Here is a 21,424-nt window from a genome sequence, read left to right as displayed (position 1 = left end):
ATTACTCCGGCGGCAGATGGGGACAATATGCGGCCTGACTACGCGTTTTCCATCACCCTAGCGGATTGCTGCGTTCAGATGGCGTTAGCGGTACAGATTGCTTGATCTTCATTCACTCCAGGACCGCCCGCCCAGCATGAGCGAACCCTACCTGAGCCGCTGGCGATTGCGGCGTGATGGCGCGGCCATCGAGACGCCCCATGCCCAGCTCTGGCCGGTGCTGACCGCCGCCGGCGAAGCGGCGATGCTGAAGGTCAGCAGCGAAACCGAGGAGCAGAACAGCCATCGCCTGCTGCGCTGGTGGGACGGTGACGGCGCCGCCCGCCTGCTGGCCCACGAGGGGCCGGCGATCCTGATCGAGCGGGCCCACGGCGACTCGCTGCGGCAACGCTCGATCGACGGCGACGATGACGCCTGCACCACGATCCTGTGCCAGGTCCTGCAGCGGCTGCACCGGCCACGGAGCGCGCCGCCAGACGACCTGGTCTGCCTGCGTACATGGTTCGTCGACCTGCTGCAGCCAAGGGCGGCGCTGCCGCCACTGCTGGAACAGTGCAGATCACTGGCGGAGGGACTGCTGCAGCAGGAACAGGAGATCCGACCGCTGCACGGCGACCTGCATCACGACAATGTGCTGGATTTCGGCGCGCGGGGCTGGCTGGCGATCGACCCGAAGCGGCTGCTGGGCGACCGCGCGTTCGATTACACGACGCTGTTCAGCAACCCGGACCTGTGCGGACCGGGCATCCACGTCGCGACACGGCCCGAGCGGTTTGCCGCGCGGCTGGAGCGGGTCAGCGCACTGGCAGGGCTGGAGCGCACGCGCCTGCTGCGCTGGATTGCGGCCAGCATGGCACTGTCTGCGGTATGGTTCCGGGATGACGGTGACCCGGCCGAGGTCGACGAGGCGGTGGCACGAATGGCGCTGGAGGCGTTGGCGGAGGGGTGATCCGCGCCTGGCAGGCGCCCATGCTGGTGGGCAAGCGCGCCCGGACAGGCCTCATGCCCTGGTAGGTGCCCACCTTGGTGGGCACGCTCCTGCGGGCCGGGCCGATACGCCCGGACGAGAACCGGCAGCGGTCAGGCCTTTTCCATCGTGCACAGCAGCGGGTGCTGGTTCATCCGCGAGTACTCGTTGACCTGGGCGACCTTGGTCTCGGCCACTTCGCGGGTGAACACCCCGCACACGCCGCGGCCACGGGTATGGACGTGCAGCATCACCTGCGTGGCCTTGTCCAGGTCCATGCTGAAGAACTGCTGCAGCACGTCCACCACGAAATCCATCGGGGTGTAGTCATCGTTGAGCAGCATCACCTGGTAGAACGGCGGCGGCGCCACTTCCGGGCGCGCGGGTTCTACGGCAACGCCGTGCTCGTGATGGGAATCGGGGGAAGACTCATGGGGCATCTGCCCATTATAGAGGCTCGGGCGAACCTGCGTCGGCCTGCCGCAGATTGGACGGCACGCACGGCCACCGTCACAATTGCACCTTCTCTCAGTACTGTTTCACAGGATCTTCATGAAAAGGACCCTTCTCTCCACCCTGCTGATCGCCCTGGCCGCCACCGGTTCCGCTGCCGCAGCGGACGCCGACAAGGCCGTGGCCCGCCACCTGGACAAGCTGGGCTACACCTACGAAGTCGACGAGGACGGCGACTACCGCATGGTCTTCGACGTCGAGGGTGATCGCACCCAGATGGTCTACGTGCGTTCGTCGGTGGAGGATTTCGGCAGCCACAACATCCGCGAGATCTGGTCGCCGGCTTACAGCTCCAAGACCAAGCAGTTCCCGGTGGCCGTGGCCAACCGCCTGCTGGAAGATTCGCAGGACGCCAAGATGGGCGGCTGGGTAAAGCAGGACACCACCGCCATGTTCGTGGTGAAGATCGACGCCGATGCCACTGCCGACCAGCTCAGCGACGCCATCGATGCGGCCATCCGCACCGCCGACGCGATGGAGCTCGAACTGACCAAAAAGGACGAGTTCTGAGTTGAACGCCACGCCGGACCCGCGCTGGGCACCGCACGCCACCGTCGCCACGGTGGTGATCGACGGCGGCCGCGTGCTGCTGGTCGAGGAGACCATCGACGGCCGCCAGGTGCTGAACCAGCCGGCCGGCCATCTCGAGCCGGGCGAAAGCCTGGCCGAGGCGGCCCTGCGCGAGACCCGCGAGGAAACCGGCTGGACCGTGCAGCTGACCCATTTCATCGGCTGCTACCAGTGGACCGCCGACGACGGCACCGCCTTCCTGCGCTTCTGCTACGCGGCGCGCCCGGTCTCGCACGATCCGGCGCAGCCGCTGGACACCGGCATCGATCGCGCGCTGTGGCTGACCCCGGCCGAACTGCAGGCCGCCGGCGAGCGCCAGCGCAGCCCGCTGGTCTGGCAGGTGGTGGCTGATTTCCTGGGTGGCCAGCGCCATCCGCTTTCACTGGTCCGGGAGGTCGCATGAGCACTCCGCGCGTGATGGTGGGCGTCTCCGGTGGCGTCGATTCCTCGGTCGCCGCCTGGCGGCTGGTGCAGCAGGGCGAGGCCGTGGCCGGCCTGTTCATGCAGAACTGGGCCGACGACGGCAGCGGCGATTGCCGCGCCGAGGACGACCGCCGCGATGCGGTGGCCGTGTGCGGCCTGCTCGGCATCCCGTTCCACTTCCGCGATTTCTCCAGCGAGTACTGGCAGGGCGTGTTCGAGCATTTCCTGGCCGAGTACGCGGCCGGCCGCACCCCGAACCCGGACGTGCTGTGCAACCGCGAAGTGAAGTTCAAGCACTTCCTGGATGCCGCCCGCGAGCTGGGCGCCGAGCGCATTGCCACCGGCCACTACGCGCGGGTGACCCAGCGCGGCCACCAGTGGCTGCTGCTGCGTGGTGCCGACCGCTCCAAGGACCAGAGCTACTTCCTGCACCAGTTGGGTCAGGAGCAGCTGGCGGCCACCCTGTTCCCGATCGGCGACCTGGAAAAGACCGACCTGCGCCGGATCGCGCGTGACGTCAGCCTGCCGACCCACGCCAAGAAGGACTCCACCGGCATCTGCTTCATCGGCGAGCGCGACTTCCGTGAATTCCTTGGCCGTTACCTGCCAGCCAAGCCGGGCCAGATCCTCGACCCAGCCGACGGCAGCGTGATTGCCGAGCATCCGGGCGTGTTCTATTTCACCCTCGGCCAGCGCGAGGGCCTGAACATCGGCGGCGTGCGCGGCCGCCCGGCCGCGCCGTGGTACGTGGTTGGCAAGGATGTGGCCAGCAACGTGCTGTACGTGGACCAGGACCGCGACAGCAAGTGGATGCTGTCCGACCGCCTGCGTTCGGAAACCGCGCACTGGATTGCCGGCGCGCCGCCGGCACGGCGCTTCGAATGCACCGCCCAGACCCGCTACCGCCAGCCCGACGAGCCGTGTACGGTCGAGGTGCTGGACGATGGCAGCGTGCTGGTCACCTTTGCGCGCCCGCAGCGCGCCGTTACTCCCGGTCAATCACTGGTGCTGTATGACGGTGATGTGTGCCTGGGTGGCGCGGTGATCGCCGCCACCGATGCGCCGCTGGAACAGCGCCTGCGCACCACCCCTTCCCCTTTTGAGGTAATCGCTGCATGAGTTTCACTGTCGACGACCGCGTCCTGGCTTTGGCCGGCATTGCCCAGGCCCTGCAGCAGGTACGCCGCATCGCCGATACCGGCCATTCCGACGCCGCCGCCGTGCGCACCGCCGTGGACAGCGTGTTCCGCGTCGATGCGTCTTCGCCGCAGGAGGTGTTCGGTGACCGCCATGCATTGAAGGCTGGGCTGCGCCTGCTGCACAACTACTTCCGCAGCCAGGGCCAGGACCCGATCCTGCCCAAGCTGGCCCTGTCGGTGCTGCAGCTGGAGCGCCGCTTCGTGCAGGACGGCGCCACCGTGAACAGGGTCGCCTCGGGCATCGAACGCGCCCAGCGCCAGGCCCTTGAGCTCGGCGACAGCGGCCACCCGGACGTGCTGGCCAACCTGGGTGGCCTTTACGCCGACACCATCAGCCACCTGAAGCCGCGGGTGATGGTGCAGGGCAACCCGCATTACCTGGGCCAGGCCGGTGTGGTCGCCGAGATCCGCGCCCTGCTGCTGGCCGCGGTGCGTTCGGCGGTGCTATGGCGCCAGCTGGGCGGCAGCTACTGGGACTTCCTGTTCAGCCGCAAGGCGATGATCGAAGCCGTGGACCGGCAGCTGGCCTAAGCCCGATGGGGTCAGAGCCCTTTTCCATGGAAAAGGGATCCGACCCCGCCTGCCGCCAACCCGGGGTCGGATCCCTGTCCGGCACGGAAAGGGCTCTGACCCCGAACAGGCCGGCAGCGCCGGAAAACCGGCGCATTCAGAATGCACTTCGAGGCACATCGACGTTAAAGAGAAAGGGGGTACGGCCGATACATCCTCCGTGCACCTCCCGAGAACGTCCATGTACTCACGCATTTTCATCCGTCTGGCCGCCCCCCTGGCTCTGACCCTGCTGCTCCCCTTCGCCATCGGTTTCGAATGGCCGGCCGCCCTGCGCTGGGCGATCCTGACCACGATGACGCTGAGCTGGCTTGGCTTTGCGTGGTGGACCACCCGCGCCCAGGCGCACCGTTCCCCGGAACATGCCCGCGTCCTGCGCGAGCAGGACCAGCTGCTGACCGAACTGCGCAACTTCGTCGGCAACGAAATCGACGGTTCGCGTGGCGAAGTGGAACGCGCCCGCGACCTGATCCGCCAGGCGGTCTCCAGCCTGGGCGGCAGCTTCGATGCCATGAACCGCAAGTCGCGCCAGCAGAGCCAGGCCCTGTCGCGCATCGTCGATCGCGCCGGTGATGAAGGCAATGCCGGCCTCGACGTTGCCCGTTTCGCCCAGCACGCCAGCCACCGCATGGAACAGCTGGTAGAAGCACTGGAGCAGGTGAGCGGCCAGAGCAGCACCACCGTGCAGCACATCGACCAGATGGCGCAGCACCTGGATGGCATTTTCGCGCTGCTGGAAGACGTCAAGTCGATCGCCGACCAGACCAACCTGCTGGCACTCAACGCTGCCATCGAAGCCGCGCGTGCCGGTGAAGCCGGTCGTGGCTTCGCGGTGGTGGCCGACGAAGTGCGCAACCTGTCCGAGCGCTCGACCACGTTCAACGAGCAGATCCGCAAGCTGGCGCACAGCTCCAAGGACGCCATCGCCAAGGTGCGCGAGACGGTCTCGCACATGGCCTCGCGTGACATGGACCGCTCCCGCGAAGCGCGCCAGGAAGCGGCGGCCATGCTCGACAACGTCGCGCAGATCAATGCCTCGCTGGGCGATGGCATGCGCGAAGTGTCCGAGTGCGCCCGTTCGATCGATGGCAGCGTGGCCGAGGCCGTGCGCGCCCTGCAGTTCGAAGACATCGCCACCCAGGCGCTGGGCGGCGTGCACACCCACCTGGACCGCCTGACCGCGATCAACCGTGAAGCGGTTGCCCTGCAGGAGCTGCTGCACCGCAATGGCGGCGTGTTCGACGAAGAGATCGCCACCGCACTGCAGCGCACCGGCAGCCGCCTGCGCGAACTGCGCAGCGAATGGGAACGCCCGCCGCACAAGCCGGTTGCCCAGCAGAGCATGGGCGCTGGTACCGTCGAGCTGTTCTGATCCTGATGTCCGCTGCCGCCGCCGGCAGCCCGCAAGGCCCCGGTCATACCGGGGCCTTTGCCTGTGACCCGCCGTTGGATGCATCCTGTACACGCACCATGACCCTGATCCGCGCCCTGCCCTCCCTCACCGACACCGAGCGCCCGCGCAACGCGAGCGTGCGTGAGCAGCTGCAACAGCTGGAAGAGGTGGCACGTGAGGAGATCCGCGAACTGCAGCAGCTGGCCGATGCGCGGCCTGGCCCGTCTCGCGCGGATGAGGCGCTGCTGGGACTGGCGTGGGACCTGGGGCTGGATGGGGAAGCGCTGAAACGATAACGGCGCGATGACACAACCTTCGAACAGGCAAACATGATCGACCCCGTGGCCCCGGACGTCCTGCGTGCCTCCCTGCGACGAGCACTTCTGGGCCAGACCCCGGCACAGCTGCTCCAGGCGTCGATCGAGGCAGACGCCGGCATGCAACTTGTCCGGGTACGCTTCGAGTTCGAAGGCCAGCCGTCGGAAGAAGCATGGGAATCCTGCTCATGCGCAGCGACGGAAGTGATTTCCGACTTTCCGGCGCCCTGGACGATCGACGAGGCCTATCTGGCCCGCTCCCTTGCTACTGGACTGTTCCCGCTTGCCTGGGTGGCCTACCTGCGCCCAGGCAACTGACGTTTCGGCTATCCAGGTTCCGACAACTGCCGATCCAGCCCACGCCTGGATGAGGCGCCCGGCATGGCATGATCCACCGATCCCGTTCATGGAAGACCGATGGCCATCGCCCTGATCGCAGTGCTCCTGATCGAGACCCTCCTTCTGATGGCTTGGGTGGCCGGCTATTTCAGTTGGGGCATCACCCTGTTCAACGAACGCATCGCGGCGTCACCGGCCATGCAGGCCCGGCTCTCGCTCGGCAGCCTGGAACGTGACCTGCCGCAAGACAAATGGCAGCACCTGGCCTTCCATGCACTGCCGGACGGCAGCATGGCGTTCCGCGAGAGCTTTGCGCCGAGCTTCAGCCTGCGCTACTTCCCGGTGATGCGTGGACGCATCGTACTCAACGCGCGACGGCACGAAGTGCGGGTGATCGGCCTGTGCAGCTGGTTCGTGGCGATCCTCTCACTGCTGCTGTTGCCACTGGTGGCGATGCGCCCGATAGCGGCACCGATGCTGCTGGTGCTGCCGCTGTTCCTGGCCAGCTATCTGGTGCAGAAGCGCCGCTATGCGGCCATCGTCGAACTGCTGCGGATGCAGTTGAGAGCGGAGTTTCCGGGGCAGATCCACGCCATGCGTGGATGATCGCGAGCACCGGCATTCGTGTCGACCAAGGTCGACACCTACCAGAGCGGTGCATCGGCGTGCGGCGATCCCGCCGGGCAAAGCCCGGCGCTACCCTCAGCGTGCCAGCACGACCTCGCTGGCAGCATCCGTGCGCCCGGGTGCCGGGTGCTGCTGCCGCAGCCATTGCGCCAGGTCGCGCGGGCTGAGCGGGCGCGAGTACAGGTAACCCTGGATCTCGTCGCAGCCCTGGCGGCGCAGCATGTCTTCTTCCTGGTGCGTTTCCACGCCCTCGGCCACCACCTTCATGCCCAGTGCGTGACCCAAGTGCACGATGGCCTGGGTCACTTCGGCCGTGCCCGAGTCATGCAGCATCCCCTGCACGAAACTGCGGTCGATCTTCAGGCGCCCCACCGGGAAACGGTTGAGGTAGTTCAGATTGGAGAAGCCGGTACCAAAGTCATCCACCGCCAGTGGCACGCCGTGCCGTTCCAGCACGTCGAAGCAGTGGCGCAGGATGTCGGTGTCACGGATCAACGCCGATTCGGTCAGCTCCAGTTCCAGCCGCTGCGGCGGCCAGCCGTGGGCATGACAGATCTCGATCACGCGTTCGGCGAAACCGCGGTCGCGCAGCTGCACCGCCGACACATTGACCGCGATGCGGTCGAAACACAGGCCGGCCCGGTCCCAGGCGATCGCCTGGCGGCAGGCTTCGTTCAGCACCCAGTCGCCGATGCGCACGATCTCGCCGCACTTCTCCGCAATCGGAATGAACTCGGCTGGGCTGCAGTAGCCGATACCGGGGCGATGCCAGCGCAGCAGTGCCTCGATCGCTGGCGGCTCACCGTGGTGGGCGTGCAGCAGCGGCTGATAGGCCAGGCTGAACTCTTCGCGTTCGATCGCCCCGTGCAGGGCGTGCTCCAGTTCGAGTTTGCGCTGGATTCGCGCCAGCGCATCCTGGCTATAGTACTGGTAGGTATTGCGGCCAGCTTCCTTGGCCGCATACATCGCGGCGTCGGCGGCACGCAGCAGTGAATCGAAGTCGGTCTGGGCATCGCCCAGCATCGCGATGCCGACGCTGGCGCCGACCTTCAAGGTGGTTTCGCCACGGCGCAGCGGCTCGGCCAGCGAAGCGATCAGCTTGCGCGCCACGTGGCCCGCGTCTTCCGGCTCGGCCAGGTCGCGCAGCACGACGATGAATTCGTCGCCACTGAAGCGGCCGAACAGATCGTTGTTGCGCAGGTTCTGGTGCAGGCGCGTGGCGGCCGCCTTCAGCAGCGCATCGCCGGTGGCGTGGCCGAAGCTGTCGTTGATGGTCTTGAAGCCGTCCAGGTCGATGAACAGCATCGCCAGCGAGGTACCGCGGTCGCGCGCTTCCTCGATGGCTTCAGCGGTCTGTTCGCCGAGCAGCACACGATTGGGCAGGCCGGTCAGCAGGTCGTAGTGGGCCAGCAGCTCGATGCGCTCGTTGGCCTCGCGCTCGCGGGTGATGTCACGGAACAGCACCACGAAGCGCGGCGGCAGGCCATCGCGACGGTCCAGCTCGATCAGCACCTGCACCCATACGCGCAGGCCGGACTGGCGATAGAAGCACAGGTCCAGCTGCTCGGGCAGTCCACCCGCAGCAATCCGGCCCAGCGCCGCCTCGAAGGCACTGCGCGAATCCTCGGTATACAGCGCCATCGCCTGATCGAGGGTGATCGGCTCCTTGCGCAGGCCATGGATGCGGTAGCACTCCTCGGTCCACTGCATGTGCCGGGTCTGCACCTCGATCTCGCAGCCACCGATGCGGCCCAGCGCGGACACGCGATTGAGCAGCTCGGTGCGCCAGCGGATCAACGCGTCGGTCTGGTGCTGCTCGGTGATGTTCTGCACCTGGCCGAGCAGGCGCTTGGGCTGGCCGTCCATGTCCAGCAGCGGCTGGATCCACAGCCGCAGATGCTGTGACGGCTCATTGCCGCGGGTCAGCTCCAGCTCGAGGTTGGCGGCGCGGCCATCGCGCCACAATCGCCGCCACGCCGCCCGCAACGCGCCGCGCGAACGCGGGTGCAGCTGCTTCAGCCAGCGCCGCTGGCCGGGTACGGCCCCCTGCTCCAGCGCCAGCAGCGAACGCAGCTCCGGCGACCACCAGAAATGGCCAGTGCCGGGGTCGAACGACCAGCTGCCCATGCTGGCGATGCGCTGCGCCTCGCTCAGGTGCAGCTGCTGCTCCTGCAGCAGCGATTCGAGCTGCTTCTGCTGCTCGATATCGGTATGCGTGCCGACCATCCGCAGCGGCTGGCCATCGGCGGTGCGCGCGACCACGCGGCCCCGGTCCAGCACCCAGCGCCACTGGCCATCGGCCTGGCGGAAGCGGAACTGCGCGCTGTACTGCTCGCTCTGCCCGCGCAGATGCTGGTCCAGCGCGGCACGCACCTGTGCGATGTCCTCGCTGTGCACACGCGCCAGCATCGCGGTGGCGGTTTCATCGCCCAGTGCTGGCGTGCGCGCCACACGGTCGCTGGGAATATCCCAGTCCCACAGGCTGTGGCCGGCGCTGTCGAGCGCCAGCTCCCATCGGCCACCGCCATCAACCGGCACCGGTTCGGGAATGCTCAGGGTGAAGGCCAGCAGGTTGCCGGCACCGTCATGCACGGCACGCAGGTGGCCGTCGTAATGTCCACGCGGGCCACCCGGCAGCGTGCAGGCCACGATGCCGCCATCGGCGGCCATCAGGCGTAGATCTTCCAGCATCGGCGCATAGGCAGCCACGGTGGCCGGCAGGCCATGCTCGCGCGCAGCCGGATTGGCCGCCAGCGGGCGGCCCGTACGGTCGACGATGACCAGCGCCGACGCAAGCGGGTGCTGCAGCAGGCTGGCGATGATCCCTTGGTCCACGCGATCTTGCTCCGGATGACACGCCCGTCAGCGGGGCACGCAGTGGTTAACGGCGCCTGCGGCGGATAATTGAGTGGCCAGGGCACACCCGCGCGGTAAGATGGCCGGCGCCCCTTTCATCCAGCCCGTCCATGCCCGCAGAACCCACCGGCAGCGCCCCAGTTTCCGACCCGCGGATGGCGCAGTCGCTGAGCCGCGACCGGCGCCGGGTGGTGCTGAGCTATCTGGTGATGGCGCTGGCCTGGATGATCGCGACCGACGGCGCCGTACAGGCGCTGGTACCCGACCCGCAGCAGGCCGCATTGTGGCAGGGCCTGAAGGGCGCGTTCTTCGCCGTGGCCAGCGCCGGCCTGCTGTACCTGCTGCTGCGCCCGCTGGCCGAGCACGTGCTGCATACCCATGCCCGCCAGCAAGCCTCCGAACTGCGCCTGCGGCAGATGTTCGAGGGCAATCCCGGCCCGATCCTGGTCTACGACCTGGACACGCTGGCGATCCTCGACGCGAACCCGGCCGCCTGCAGCGCATTTGGCTGGGAGCGTGACGAACTGCTGGAGCAGACCATCGACGCGCTGTGGCCACCGGGCCAGGACCAGGCGCTGCAGACCAAGCTGGAAGCGATCCGGGAGGCGCCGGAAGAGCTGTGCATCCTGCGCACCCAGCTACAGCTGCGCGACGGCAGCCTGCGGCAGATGGAGCTGCGCTCCAATGCCATCAGCTACGACGGCCACAACGCCCGCCTGCTGATCGCCATCGACCGCACCGCCGAGGACCTGGCCCAGCTGCGCCGTGACCAGGCGCTGGCACGGGTCGAGGAGGCACATGAGCTGGCCCGCATCGGCGCCTGGGAACTGGACCCGTCCACCGGGCTCGGCCGCTATTCCAACCAGGTCTATCGCCTGCTCGGCCGACGCCCTCCCGAAGCCCGCCGCTGGCATCGCTTCGACGAACTGCTGGTGCCGGCCGACCCGGCGACCGCAACCCAGACCGAGCAGCTGTTGGCCGAGCTCTGCTCCGGCGAGCCGGTGCAGGTGGACGTGTTGTTGCCATTGCTGTCGATGGACGGTCGTGCACTGATGGTGCACCTGCGTGCCGCCAGTGGCATCGACGAAGCCGGCCGCAACCGCGTGCTCGGTACCCTGCAGGACGTGACCGAACGCGAGCAGTCGCGGCGCCTGCTGCGTGAACGCGAGGAACAGTTCCGCGAACTGGTACGGGTACTGCCCGACGGCGTGGTGATCCTCTCCGACGAGCACGTGCTGTATGCCAATGCCTGGGCCGCCGGCCTGTTCGGCTATGGCAGCCACACCCTGCTGGGTGAGCCGCTGTCGGCCCTGGTCGCGGTCGGCGACCTGGCCCGGGTCCGCAGTCAACTGCGCGCCGGACAGCCGCATCTGGGGCCTGGCCACAGCAGCGTGGTGGCGATGCAGCGTGCCGACGGCCGCAGCTTCCATGCGGGGCTGGCGGTAGGCGAAGTGCGCTATGGCGGACGCGACTGCAAGCTGCTGATCGTGCGCGACCTCAGCGATTCCGAACGCATCCGCAGTGCGCTGGAGACCAGCAACCGCGAACTGCAGGCCATGGCCGGCCGCCTGTTCTCGCTGCAGGAAGACGAACGCCGCGCGATTTCGCGCGACCTGCACGACGACATCGGCCAGGCGATCACCGCAATCAAGCTGTCCGCCCATGCTGCGCAGGACGAGCATGATCCGCAGCGCCGCGCCGAGGATCTGGCGCAGATCGTCAGCCTGGCCGACACCACCGTGGCCAAGCTGCGCGACATCTCCACGCTGCTGCGCCCGCCGCAGCTGGATGCCCTGGGCCTGGAGGCCGCACTGAGCTGGCAGGCACGGGTGCTGTTCCGTTCCTCGCCGGTGGAACTACTGGCCGAGATCGAACCGCTGCCACAACGTCCTGACAACAGCATCGAGCAGGCCTGCTTCCGCATCGCGCAGGAGAGCCTGACCAATGCCCTGCGCCATGCCCGCGCCAGCCAGGTCCTGCTGCAGCTGCGCGATGTCGGCCAGCGCGGCCTGCACCTGCAGATCCGTGATGATGGCGAGGGCTTCGACCCGGACGGTCCGCGCGGCCTCGGCCTGATCGTGATGCGCGAGCGCGCGCAGAGCGTCGGTGGTCACGTGCGGATCGAGTCCGCGCATGGTGAAGGCACCCTGATCGACGTCCATCTCCCCTACCAGGCGGCCAGCATGGCCGCCGTCGATTCACCGGAATACTGAGCCTATGTGGAATCCCAACCTGCCCCCGGTCAGCATCGACGATGCGCCCGACCGCCTCGGCGCCGGCAACCCCGAGCTGCAGGCGATGGTCGCCGAAGCGGCCTCGGGCGGCACCGCACTGATGCTGATGCACGTGGACATCGACCACTTCGCCTCGGTCAACGAGAACATGAGTGCCGAGGTGGGTGACCAGGCGCTGGTGCTGGTGGCGCAGCGGCTGCAGTCCTACCTGCGCGGGCGCGGCAAGCTGTGGCGCCATGGCAGTGACGAATTCCTGATCGCGGTGCCCCGCACTGCCGACGTGCCGCTGCCGGAGGACTTCGCCGAGGAGATCCGCCAGCAGATGGAGCTGCCACTGTCGGTGCTGCCGTACACGCTGTTCATGACCGGCAAGCTCGGCGTCAGCCTGTGCCCGGACCATGCCAGCAGCACCTCGCGCCTGCTCGATCACGCCGAGGACGCGCTGTACCAGGCCGCGCGCGAAGGCGGCAACGCGGTGCGCATCCACGCAGTGGATACCCCGCCCAGCGCGCACAGCGAGAGCATCATCGCGCGGCAGATCGTCGATGCCATTCCCAATGGCGAACTGAAACTGCGCTACCAGCCGCTGGTCAGCGCCCGCGACGGTCATGTGGTGGGCATGGAAGCGCTGCTGCGCTGGCAATCGCCCACGCTGGGCATGCTGGTACCCGAACGCTTCATGCGCACCGCCGAACGGCTGGGCATCATCGTGCAGATCGGCACCTGGGTGCTGGAAGGAGCGTTGAAGCAGGCCCGCCTGTGGCGCGACCAGGGCTTCGACGACTTCACCATCGCGGTGAACGTCTCCACCCTGCAGCTGCTGCGGCCGAACTTCTTCGCCGAAGTGATGGGCCTGATCCAGGCCGCCGGCGTGCCGGCACAGATGCTGACGCTGGAGATCAACGAAAGCGCGCTGACCAACAACGTCAACTTCGTGCACGAGACGCTGGCCAATCTGCGCAACGAAGGCATCAGCCTGAGCCTGGACAATTTCGGCACCGGTGATTCCAGCCTCAGTGCGCTGGTGCGCTACCCGGTGGACAAGCTCAAGATCGACCGCAGCTTCATCAAGAGTGCGCCGGCCGGCAACCGCGAGGCGGCCATCGCCCGCGCGATCATCGCCATGGGCCACCAGCTGGGCATGACCGTGATTGCCAACGGCGTGGAATCGCAGGCCCAGCTGGGCTTCCTGCGCCGCAATGACTGCGATGTATTCCAGGGCTACCTGTTCGGCGAACCGATGTCGGCCGATGCCGCCGGCATGACCCTGCGCCGCCGCTACCTGCGCCCGGAGGCGTTCGCCGAGACCCGCCCGGATCGCACGCTGCTGCTGCTGGACGACGAAGAGAACGTGCTGCGTTCGCTGGTGCGCCTGTTCCGCCGCGACGGCTACCGCATCCTGGCGGCCGGCAACGTGCGCGATGCGTTCGACCTGCTGGCAATCAATGATGTGCAGGTGATCCTGTCCGACCAGCGCATGAGCGACATGAGCGGCACCGAGTTCCTGGGCCGGGTGAAGATGCTGTACCCGGATACGATCCGGCTGGTGCTGTCGGGTTATACCGATCTGAACACGGTCACCGATGCGATCAACCGCGGCGCGATCTACCGCTTCCTGACCAAGCCGTGGAACGACGACGAGCTGCGCAAGCACATCCACCAGGCGTTCCGCACCTACGAGGAACAGCGCCGCAGCAACGCCGGGCCGGCGCCTGCCGAGAGCGGGGATGGCGGCGAGGATCGCCCGTTGCGGTAACGATCCCCTCTGGTAGAGCCGGCCGCTGGCCGGCTGCTCTGGATGTCGGGTTCAATGAGGTTGCCGGCCAGCGGCCGGCACTACCACAGGCGGTCAGCGCGGCTGCTTCACCGGCAGCACCACGCGGAAGCGCGAGCCCACGCCCGGGGTGCTGTCCAGGTCGATGCGGCCGTGGTGCTTGTTGATGATGCTGTAGGAAATCGACAGGCCCAGGCCGGTGCCGCTGCCGACCGGCTTGGTGGTGAAGAACGGATCGAAGATGCGCTGGCGCAGTTCCGGCGAGATGCCGCCGCCAGTGTCTTCAAATTCGACCCATACATGGTCACCCTCAACACCGGTACGCACGGTGATGGTGCCACGCTCGGCGATGGCATGGCCGGCGTTGAGCAGCAGGTTCATGTAGACCTGGTTCAACTCCGACGGCAGGCATTCCACCAGCGGCAGCTGGCCGAACTCGCGTACCAGGGTGACCTTGTACTTCAGTTCGTTCCAGATGATGTTGATGGTCGATTCCAGGCCCGCGTGCAGATCGACCAGCTTCCATGACTCGTCGCGGCCGGAATACGAGAAATCTTTCAGATCACGCACGATGCGCGTCACCCGCTCGATGCCTTCGCGCGACTCGGCCATCAGCTGCGGCAGGTCGCGGCTGATGAAATCGATGTCCAGGCGGTCACGGATATCGTCGATTTCCGGGATCAGCGCCTTCGGGTCTGGCGCCCGCAATGCGCGCTCGTAGGCTTCGATCACGGTGAACAGGCTGCGCAGGTACTCCTGCAGGCTGCCCAGATTGGAGTGCACGTAGCCGATCGGGTTGTTGATCTCGTGCGCTACGCCGGCGGCGAGCTGGCCGATCGAGGCCATCTTCTCCGACTGCAGCAGCTTTTCCTGGGTACCGTTGAGGCGCAGGTAGGCCTGGCGCAGCTCTGCATGGCGCTGCTGCAGTTCGCGCTCGTAGTCTTCCTGCCCTTCGATGTGGCGGAACAGCGCCAGGAAGTGCCCTTGGCCGACCGGGCCGTGGTGGTAGAGGTGCGCGATGACCACGCCCTCGCCCAGCGGCAGGCTGCCGTTCCAGTGGCCGTGCTGACGCGCCTGCTCCAGCGCATCGGGCGGCAGCAGTTCGCGCAGGCGCTGCGGCGGCGGCAATGCGCCGTCTTCGCCGCTGGCGAGCAGGTTCTGCGCGGCGGGGTTGGCCAGCGCCACCTGCCCGTCTTCAGTGAACAGCAGCAAGCCTTCGCGCAGGCGCTCAAGCAACGCCTGCAGCACCGGCTGCGGCGGAAGGGGGGCGGTAACCAGGGCGTTGGCAGCGGACACGGCGACTCGGGGCATTCGAACAGGCGCCCAATATACGCGGTCACGCAGCGGGCTTCAGCCCGCGGGAATGGGTTGTGCGACCGCCGTCGCGTCAGGCGACGGCAAGTGGGCGGCGCGCAGTGACCGTGTGTGACTGGCCCTTGGCGTCGTACGCCGAGGCGTCCTCGGTGCGGCCCAGCTGGCGCAGCGCCCAGTTGACCTCGCGGCGGCGGCGCGACAGCAGCACACCGTTGGCACGGTTGCGTTCGGCCAGTTCCTGCAGCTGTTCGCCCTCCCCGACCGGCGGCGCGCCTTCCAGCGCACGCAGCGCCTCCAGCTTGGCCCCGGTGGCCCGGATCAGGGCGTGCACGTCGTGCTCGACCAGGGCCTGGCGTTCGACGTCCAGGGCCTGGGCAAGGCGCTGCAGCGGCTCGCTCATCGCCGCGGTCATCCGTGCAGCTGCTGGTCCAGCTCGAGCATGCGCGATGCGATCGCGTCCGGATTGATCTTGTAGGTGCCGTTCTGCAGTGACTCGCGCACGGCGGCCACGCGCTGGGCGTCGATCGCCGGGGCGGTGGTCAGCTCACGCTCGATGGCCTGCAGATTGGTGGCCTCGCCGGTCAGGCGCAGGCTGTCGGCCGCTTCGACCGGGCGCGCCGCCGCATCGGTGCTGACACCGGGCTTGTTGGCCGGGGTCGTCACGCTGCGCAGTGCCTGGGGGACCTGCAGGTTGCCGTCGATTTTCTGGCTCATGGGGTGTCCTGGAGTTGCCGTTCACAAGGGATAACGGCCTCAGGGCCGTGATCTTTAGGGATATTTTGCGGTAATTCAACGCGCCACGATTACGTCACCCGCGGCATCGACCGTGCCCTGCACGATCCGCCGCGAGGACAGGTTCTCGACCGAGACCCGCTCGTTCTCACCGGCATCACCCATCGCGCGGCCGGCAATGCGGACCTCGACCGAGCCACGACGCGAGACCAGGGCCACATTGTCTCCTCGTTTGATGAGACGCTGCACCACCAGATCATTGCTCGACAGCAGGGCTCCGGCCTGCAACGGACGACGGGCGATGCGGCCGATCGCCGCGTTGGGATCGGCCAGCACCGCACCGGCAATCCGCGCGGCGTCACGCTGGGCAGTGGTGATATCGGCGGCGGAGATGGTTTCTCCAGTGCCGATTCCACGGTTGAGCACCAGCACGGTCTGGTTGCGCCGCACCTTCACTGGCACGAACAGTCGCCAGCCGCCGGCATCGGGGCAGCTGACCTCCACCGTGGTGTTGGCGGTGGGCTGCACCTGCAGTGCTCCCCCGCACTTGGGCAGGCGCAGCGCATCGGCCACCTGGGCCTCGCCCTCGCTGCCGGCCGGCAGCGTCGACAACGCCGCGGTGCGGATGCTGACCACCGGCTGCCAGTCGGCGGCGGACGCGCACGGCGAGGCCAGCGCCAGCGCGATGGCGAACAGAGATGTGACCCGGCGCATGGCGCCTCCTGTCGAAGGGATCTGGCCCAGGTGCGTGCAAGGGGTGTGCCAGAGCGCCGCCCTTGTAGAGTCGAGCCGTGCTCGACTGCTTTTCTCCGAACAGCCAGTCGAGCACGGCTCGACTCTACAAAAGCGCTCAAGTTCGGCGCCCAACACGCCGATACAGCAGCCATGTCCCATGACCTGCTCAACCGGATCGACCAGCGGACCCGTCTGGCCGGCCACAACCGCCTGGCGCTGCTGCTGTTCCGTCTCGGCGGACGTCAGCTTTTTGGCGTCAATGTCTTCAAGGTGCAGGAAGTCCTGCGGCGCCCGGAGCTGTTCCAGGTACCCGGGCTGCCCAGCCAGTTCTCCGGCGTGGCGGACGTCCGCGGCCGCTCGGTACCGGTGCTGGACCTGGGCCTGGCGATCGGCCACCCCGAGCGTGAGCCCGATGCGGACACCTCGCCCGGCTACCTGGTCGTCACCGAATTCAACCGTTCGATCCAGGGCTTCCTGGTCAGCGGCGTGGAGCGGATCGTCAACATCGCGGTGGAAGACATCCACCCGCCGCCGGAACTGGGCGCCGAATCCAGCTACCTGACCGCAGTCACCCGCTTCCAGGGCGAGCTGATCCAGGTGATCGACGTTGAAAGCGTGCTGGCCGACATCGCCCAGGTGCGTGGCGAGGCGGTATTGGACCCGACACTGGCAATGCCGGCCGACGGTCCGCAGCTGCAGGTGCTGGTGGTGGACGACTCGCGCGTGGCCCGCCAGCAGATCCGCAGCGTGCTGGACCAGCTGGGGGTGGGCGCCACCCTGCTCTCCGATGGCAGGCAGGCACTGGACCACCTGCTGCAGATCCATGCCTCGGGCGAGAACCCGGCCGAACGCTACGCCATGGTCATCTCGGACATCGAGATGCCGGCCATGGACGGCTATACGCTGACGACGGAAATCCGGCGCCACCCGGGCCTGGCCGGCCTGTACGTGCTGCTGCATACCTCGCTGTCGGGCGTCTTCAACAATGCGATGGTCGAGCGCGTCGGTGCCAACGCCTTCGTCGCCAAGTACTCGCCGCACGAGCTGGCCGACTTCGTGCTGGACCGCCTGCGCAAGGTGGCGATGGCGGCGTAAGGCCGGCCGCGGGGTCGGATCCCGGAACGGGCTCCGACCCCGCATCGCAACGCGTCGACCACGGGGTCAGAGCCCCTGCGGGGATCTGACCCCACGCCTTTGGCACACCCCTTGCAGCTTCCCGGGCAACGTTCCCGTGGGAGTGCACCGTGCGCAACCTGATTACCGACTACCTGGGCGTCCATGCCCAGGCCATGCCGTTGCGCGAACAGCGGATGAAGCTGATCGCCAGCAACCTCGGCAATGCCGACACTCCCGGCTACAAGGCCCAGGACCTGGACTTCGATGCCGCCCTGCGCCACGCCCAGGGGCAGGATGCCAATGGCCTGATGGCCACCACCCACGAGCAGCACTACGAAATCAGTAGTGGCCTGAATCCGTTCCAGATCGCGCGCGAAGGCGTGCAGCCCAGCCTGGACGGCAACACCGTCGATCCCGATGCCGAGCGTGCCGCCTATGGCCGTGCCGCGCTCGAGTACCGCGCCTCGCTCAGCTTCGTCGAGAGCAAGGTGCGTTCCATGCTGACCGCGATCACGGGGCAATAAGCCATGAGCAACCTGCCGATCTTCGATATCGCCGGCTCCGCGCTGCAGGCGCAGTCGGTGCGCATGAGCACCATCGCCTCCAACCTCTCCAACGCCGACACCGTCGCCGGTTCCGCCGATGCCGTGTACAAGCCGCTGGAGCCGATCTTCCAGGCCGTGACCAGCAAGAACGATCCGAACATCACGTCGGTGAAGGTCAAGGAGATCACCCAGAGCGAGGCAGCGCCGATCAAGCGCTACGAGCCCGGCCATCCGCTGGCCGACGCCGATGGCTACATCTACCAGCCCGACGTCGATCCGGTGGCGCAGATGGTCAACCTGATCTCGACCTCGCGCAATTACCAGGCCGGCGTGGAAATGCTGACCACCGCCAAGGAACTGGCCCTGGCCACCCTGACCATGGGCCGCTGAGGCCCGCAGCACCGGATACCGCCATGACCACCGCCGTCAACAACCAGACCAGCCAGGACGTCTATTCCGCGCTGGGCCTGAACGCCCCGAACAGCAACGCCACCAAGAAGAAGAACACGCTGGACCAGGCGGACTTCCTGCGCCTGATGACCGAGCAGCTGCAGCACCAGGATCCGCTGAAGCCGATGGACAACACGCAGATGGTCGCGCAGATGGCGCAGATGTCCACCGTGCAGGGCATCACCGATCTGAACAAGACGGTGAAGGGCTTCCAGGAGTCGATGGCCAGCGACCAGGTGCTGCGTGGTGCTGCGCTGGTCGGCCACCAGGTACTGGTGCCATCGGAAAAGCTGGTGCTGGAAAAGGAAGGCAGTGTCGAGGGCACGGTGGCCGCACCGTCGGCCGGCATCATCACCGTGGACATCACCGATGCCAACGGCGCCAAGGTCACCTCGCTGAGCGTTGAAGCCAAGGCCGCCGGCGAAACCGCCTTCAAGTGGGACGGCAAGGACGCCAACGGCAAGCGGATGGAACCGGGCAAGTACTCGGTTGTCGCCAACCACGTCGACACCACCGGCAAGAGCACCAAGCTGTCCACCTACGTGCAGGCACCGGTGGAAAGCGTGACCGTCGGTTCCGACGGCCTGTACCTGAACCTCAAGGGCCTGGGCACGGCCCCGATCGACTACGTGCTCCGCGTCAGCTGAGCCGCACACCCCGTACTTACCAGGAGCATCCCATGGGCTTCAATGTCTCGCTGTCCGGCATCAATGCCGCCAATTCCGACCTGAGCGTCACCGCCAACAACGTCGCCAACGTCAACACCACCGGCTTCAAGGAATCGCGCGCCGAATTCGCCGACCTGTTCTCGGCCACCGGCTACGGCCTGTCGAAGAACGCGGTCGGCTCGGGCGTGCGCGTTTCCAACGTCGCCCAGCAGTTCAAGCAGGGCCACAACGAACAGACCGGCCGCAGCCTGGACATGGCCATTTCCGGTGAAGGCTTCTTCACCATGAACATGAACGGTACTCGCGTGTACTCGCGCGCCGGCAATTTCCAGACCGACCCGTCCGGCTACGTGATCAATCCGCAGGGCGCACGCCTGCAGGTGTTCGCGCCGAATGCCGATGGCACCAACTTCGACGCCGGCCGCATGGTCGACCTGCAGCTGCTGACCACCGACAGCCCGCCGAAGCAGACCAGCGAAGTGAAGGTCGGCTTCACCCTGCCGGCCAACGCCAAGCAGCCGACCGTCACCACCTTCGATCCGACCGATTCGAACAGCTACAACCACTCCAGCGGCGGCATCACCGTGTACGACTCGCTGGGCGTCAGCCACATCCAGGTCTCGTACTTCGTGAAGGGTGCCAACCCGAACGAGTGGACCGTGCGCAACTACGTTGACGGCCAGCCGGCGGGCAACCCGACCCCGGTCACCTTCGACAACAGCGGCAAGCTGACGGCACCGACGGACGGCAAGGTCAGCCTCGGCACCTTCACCCCGACCACCGGTGCCGGCGTGCTGAACATGACGCTGGATATCAACGGCTCGACCCAGTACGGCGAGAAGTTCGCGCTGCGCAACACCCAGCAGGACGGCTACGCCGCCGGCAAGCTCAACGAAATCACCGTGTCGGAAACCGGCGTGGTCTACGCCCGTTACTCCAACGGCGCCGACAAGCCGCTGGGCCAGGTCGCGCTGACCACCTTCAACAATCCGCAGGGCCTGGAATCGAAGGGCAACAACCTGTGGGTGGATACCTTCAGCTCGGGCACGCCGCGCACCGGCATGCCGGACACCTCCAACCTCGGCAAGATCCAGGCCGGTTCGCTGGAAGCGTCCACCGTCGACCTCACCGAGCAGCTGGTCAACATGATCACCGCGCAGCGCAACTTCCAGGCCAACGCGCAGATGATCACCACCCAGGACCAGATCACCCAGACCGTCATCAACATCCGTTGATGACGCGCTGACCCTGTCACGGAACTCCCCGCATGGATAAAGCCCTTTACGTGGCGATGACCGGTGCCCGCGCCTCCCTGCAGGCGCAGGGCACGCTCAGCCACAACCTCGCCAACTCCGATACCCCCGGCTTCAAGGAAGCGCTGGCCAACACCGAAGCCTTCCCGATCCGTGGCCCGGGCTTTGCCTCGCGGGTGGATGCGCTGCATGTCGATGCCGGGTTCAACCGCACGCCCGGCTCGCAGCACATCACCGGCAAGCCGCTGGATCTTTCGCTGCAGACCGGCACCTGGCTGGCGGTACAGTCCAGCGACGGCAGCGAGGCGTACACCCGTGGCGCCGCGCTGTCGGTGACGCCGAACGGCCAGCTGGTGACCTCCAGTGGCCGCACGGTACTGGATGACAACAACAACCCGATCGCCATTCCGCCCTACCAGGCCATGGAGATCGGTGCCGACGGCACGATCTCGATCATTCCGCAGGGCGAAGGCCCGCAGACCATGGCGCAGATCGGCCGGATCAAGGTCGTGCAGGCGCCCGACGAGCGCCTGGAGCGCGGCCTCGATGGCCTGTTCCGCAACACCGATCCACGCCAGCCGTTCGCACCGGCGCAGGGTACGGCCGTGCACAGCGGCCAGCTGGAAGGCAGCAACGTGGATGCCGCCGGTGCACTGGTGCAGATGATCCAGCTGCAGCGCCAGTACGAAATGCAGGTGCAGGTGATCAAGCACGGCGACGACAACGCGCGCAGCGCCAACAGCCTGCTGCGCCTGGGCAGCTGACGGAAATCCGGCGCCGGCTGACGGCGGCGCTGGCACACCGCTTGCACACCCGCAGACAAGGGCCG

Annotated in this window: 23 protein-coding genes; 17 read left to right on the top strand and 6 right to left on the bottom strand. The window is 67.1% G+C overall.

Features of this window, described 5'->3' with window-relative positions; translation table 11 throughout:
* Positions 1 to 136 precede the first annotated feature (136 nt).
* Entirely contained in the window at positions 137 to 949 is an 813-nt protein-coding gene (locus SriyCCGPB3_RS10440; protein ID WP_350260265.1) for an APH(6) family putative aminoglycoside O-phosphotransferase, read from the top strand.
* Positions 950 to 1,080: 131 nt separating this feature from the next.
* On the opposite strand, the gene clpS is transcribed toward SriyCCGPB3_RS10440, so the two are convergent.
* On the bottom strand, positions 1,081 to 1,407 hold the full coding sequence (clpS, locus tag SriyCCGPB3_RS10435) for an ATP-dependent Clp protease adapter ClpS (protein WP_006444529.1): 327 nt from the start codon (positions 1,405 to 1,407) through the stop codon (positions 1,081 to 1,083).
* Between the two features lie 112 nt (positions 1,408 to 1,519).
* On the opposite strand from clpS, the gene SriyCCGPB3_RS10430 reads away from it, so the two are divergent.
* The 8 genes from SriyCCGPB3_RS10430 (at position 1,520) to SriyCCGPB3_RS10395 (ending at position 6,897) form a co-directional block, all read left to right on the top strand.
* Positions 1,520 to 1,990: a hypothetical protein gene (locus tag SriyCCGPB3_RS10430; RefSeq protein WP_110712250.1), complete on the top strand. Its 471-nt coding sequence runs from the start codon at positions 1,520 to 1,522 to the stop codon at positions 1,988 to 1,990.
* A 1-nt stretch (position 1,991) separates the two neighbouring features.
* Entirely contained in the window at positions 1,992 to 2,453 is a 462-nt protein-coding gene (locus SriyCCGPB3_RS10425) for an NUDIX hydrolase (RefSeq protein ID WP_110712249.1), read from the top strand.
* Positions 2,450 to 3,592, top strand: a complete 1,143-nt coding sequence (gene mnmA / locus SriyCCGPB3_RS10420) for a tRNA 2-thiouridine(34) synthase MnmA (RefSeq protein WP_010485863.1) — start codon at positions 2,450 to 2,452, stop codon at positions 3,590 to 3,592. The genes SriyCCGPB3_RS10425 and mnmA overlap by 4 nt, the downstream gene beginning before the upstream one ends.
* Positions 3,589 to 4,203 carry a high frequency lysogenization protein HflD gene (hflD, locus tag SriyCCGPB3_RS10415; protein WP_350260264.1) on the top strand — a complete coding sequence of 205 codons (615 nt, stop codon included), beginning with the start codon at positions 3,589 to 3,591 and terminating at the stop codon, positions 4,201 to 4,203. The genes mnmA and hflD overlap by 4 nt, the downstream gene beginning before the upstream one ends.
* A gap of 220 nt (positions 4,204 to 4,423) precedes the next feature.
* Positions 4,424 to 5,614 carry a methyl-accepting chemotaxis protein gene (locus tag SriyCCGPB3_RS10410; protein ID WP_010485867.1) on the top strand — a complete coding sequence of 397 codons (1,191 nt, stop codon included), beginning with the start codon at positions 4,424 to 4,426 and terminating at the stop codon, positions 5,612 to 5,614.
* 98 nt (positions 5,615 to 5,712) lie between these two features.
* Positions 5,713 to 5,931: a hypothetical protein gene (locus SriyCCGPB3_RS10405; RefSeq protein WP_110712247.1), complete on the top strand. Its 219-nt coding sequence runs from the start codon at positions 5,713 to 5,715 to the stop codon at positions 5,929 to 5,931.
* A 33-nt stretch (positions 5,932 to 5,964) separates the two neighbouring features.
* Positions 5,965 to 6,270 carry a hypothetical protein gene (locus SriyCCGPB3_RS10400; protein ID WP_110712246.1) on the top strand — a complete coding sequence of 102 codons (306 nt, stop codon included), beginning with the start codon at positions 5,965 to 5,967 and terminating at the stop codon, positions 6,268 to 6,270.
* Between the two features lie 99 nt (positions 6,271 to 6,369).
* Positions 6,370 to 6,897 (top strand): hypothetical protein, encoded by a 528-nt coding sequence (locus SriyCCGPB3_RS10395; protein WP_110712245.1) that lies wholly within the window; start codon positions 6,370 to 6,372, stop codon positions 6,895 to 6,897.
* A 96-nt stretch (positions 6,898 to 6,993) separates the two neighbouring features.
* Here SriyCCGPB3_RS10395 and SriyCCGPB3_RS10390 read toward each other — a convergent pair whose 3' ends face one another.
* A complete protein-coding gene (locus SriyCCGPB3_RS10390; RefSeq protein ID WP_110712244.1) occupies positions 6,994 to 9,753 on the bottom strand; it encodes a bifunctional diguanylate cyclase/phosphodiesterase in 2,760 nt (919 codons plus the stop codon).
* 131 nt (positions 9,754 to 9,884) lie between these two features.
* Between SriyCCGPB3_RS10390 and SriyCCGPB3_RS10385 the strand changes: the two genes are divergently transcribed.
* The gene (locus SriyCCGPB3_RS10385) at positions 9,885 to 11,987 is read left to right on the top strand and encodes a PAS domain-containing sensor histidine kinase (protein ID WP_164161863.1); all 2,103 of its coding nucleotides are present in this window, start codon (positions 9,885 to 9,887) and stop codon (positions 11,985 to 11,987) included.
* A 4-nt stretch (positions 11,988 to 11,991) separates the two neighbouring features.
* Positions 11,992 to 13,764, top strand: coding sequence for an EAL domain-containing protein (locus SriyCCGPB3_RS10380; protein WP_110712242.1), 1,773 nt, complete (start codon positions 11,992 to 11,994; stop codon positions 13,762 to 13,764).
* 93 nt (positions 13,765 to 13,857) lie between these two features.
* On the opposite strand, the gene SriyCCGPB3_RS10375 is transcribed toward SriyCCGPB3_RS10380, so the two are convergent.
* The 4 genes from SriyCCGPB3_RS10375 to flgA form a co-directional block, all read right to left on the bottom strand.
* Positions 13,858 to 15,078 carry an ATP-binding protein gene (locus SriyCCGPB3_RS10375; RefSeq protein ID WP_110712241.1) on the bottom strand — a complete coding sequence of 407 codons (1,221 nt, stop codon included), beginning with the start codon at positions 15,076 to 15,078 and terminating at the stop codon, positions 13,858 to 13,860.
* A 91-nt stretch (positions 15,079 to 15,169) separates the two neighbouring features.
* A complete protein-coding gene (locus tag SriyCCGPB3_RS10370; RefSeq protein ID WP_006366325.1) occupies positions 15,170 to 15,508 on the bottom strand; it encodes a flagellar protein FlgN in 339 nt (112 codons plus the stop codon).
* Positions 15,505 to 15,810: a flagellar biosynthesis anti-sigma factor FlgM gene (gene flgM, locus SriyCCGPB3_RS10365; protein WP_019337421.1), complete on the bottom strand. Its 306-nt coding sequence runs from the start codon at positions 15,808 to 15,810 to the stop codon at positions 15,505 to 15,507. Before flgM ends, SriyCCGPB3_RS10370 begins: the two co-directional genes overlap by 4 nt.
* Positions 15,811 to 15,885: 75 nt before the next feature.
* A complete protein-coding gene (gene flgA / locus SriyCCGPB3_RS10360; protein ID WP_350260263.1) occupies positions 15,886 to 16,542 on the bottom strand; it encodes a flagellar basal body P-ring formation chaperone FlgA in 657 nt (218 codons plus the stop codon).
* Positions 16,543 to 16,713: 171 nt separating this feature from the next.
* On the opposite strand from flgA, the gene SriyCCGPB3_RS10355 reads away from it, so the two are divergent.
* The 6 genes from SriyCCGPB3_RS10355 (at position 16,714) to SriyCCGPB3_RS10330 (ending at position 21,359) form a co-directional block, all read left to right on the top strand.
* Positions 16,714 to 17,658, top strand: coding sequence for a chemotaxis protein (locus tag SriyCCGPB3_RS10355; RefSeq protein WP_180846579.1), 945 nt, complete (start codon positions 16,714 to 16,716; stop codon positions 17,656 to 17,658).
* Between the two features lie 149 nt (positions 17,659 to 17,807).
* Complete coding sequence (gene flgB, locus SriyCCGPB3_RS10350) at positions 17,808 to 18,203, top strand: flagellar basal body rod protein FlgB (protein WP_005409576.1); 396 nt, start codon at positions 17,808 to 17,810, stop codon at positions 18,201 to 18,203.
* Positions 18,204 to 18,206: 3 nt separating this feature from the next.
* On the top strand, positions 18,207 to 18,614 hold the full coding sequence (gene flgC / locus SriyCCGPB3_RS10345; protein WP_005416461.1) for a flagellar basal body rod protein FlgC: 408 nt from the start codon (positions 18,207 to 18,209) through the stop codon (positions 18,612 to 18,614).
* Positions 18,615 to 18,637: 23 nt separating this feature from the next.
* Positions 18,638 to 19,321, top strand: a complete 684-nt coding sequence (locus SriyCCGPB3_RS10340; protein ID WP_164161868.1) for a flagellar hook capping FlgD N-terminal domain-containing protein — start codon at positions 18,638 to 18,640, stop codon at positions 19,319 to 19,321.
* 32 nt (positions 19,322 to 19,353) lie between these two features.
* Positions 19,354 to 20,577: a flagellar hook protein FlgE gene (gene flgE / locus SriyCCGPB3_RS10335; RefSeq protein ID WP_187757192.1), complete on the top strand. Its 1,224-nt coding sequence runs from the start codon at positions 19,354 to 19,356 to the stop codon at positions 20,575 to 20,577.
* Between the two features lie 32 nt (positions 20,578 to 20,609).
* On the top strand, positions 20,610 to 21,359 hold the full coding sequence (locus SriyCCGPB3_RS10330) for a flagellar basal body rod protein FlgF (protein WP_153855280.1): 750 nt from the start codon (positions 20,610 to 20,612) through the stop codon (positions 21,357 to 21,359).
* Positions 21,360 to 21,424 lie beyond the last annotated feature (65 nt).

This window comes from Stenotrophomonas riyadhensis, from assembly GCF_040256885.1.
Classification (GTDB): Bacteria; Pseudomonadota; Gammaproteobacteria; order Xanthomonadales; family Xanthomonadaceae; genus Stenotrophomonas; species Stenotrophomonas riyadhensis.
Note: the sequence above shows the minus strand (reverse complement) of the source record. Positions and strands in the feature narration are given on the sequence as shown.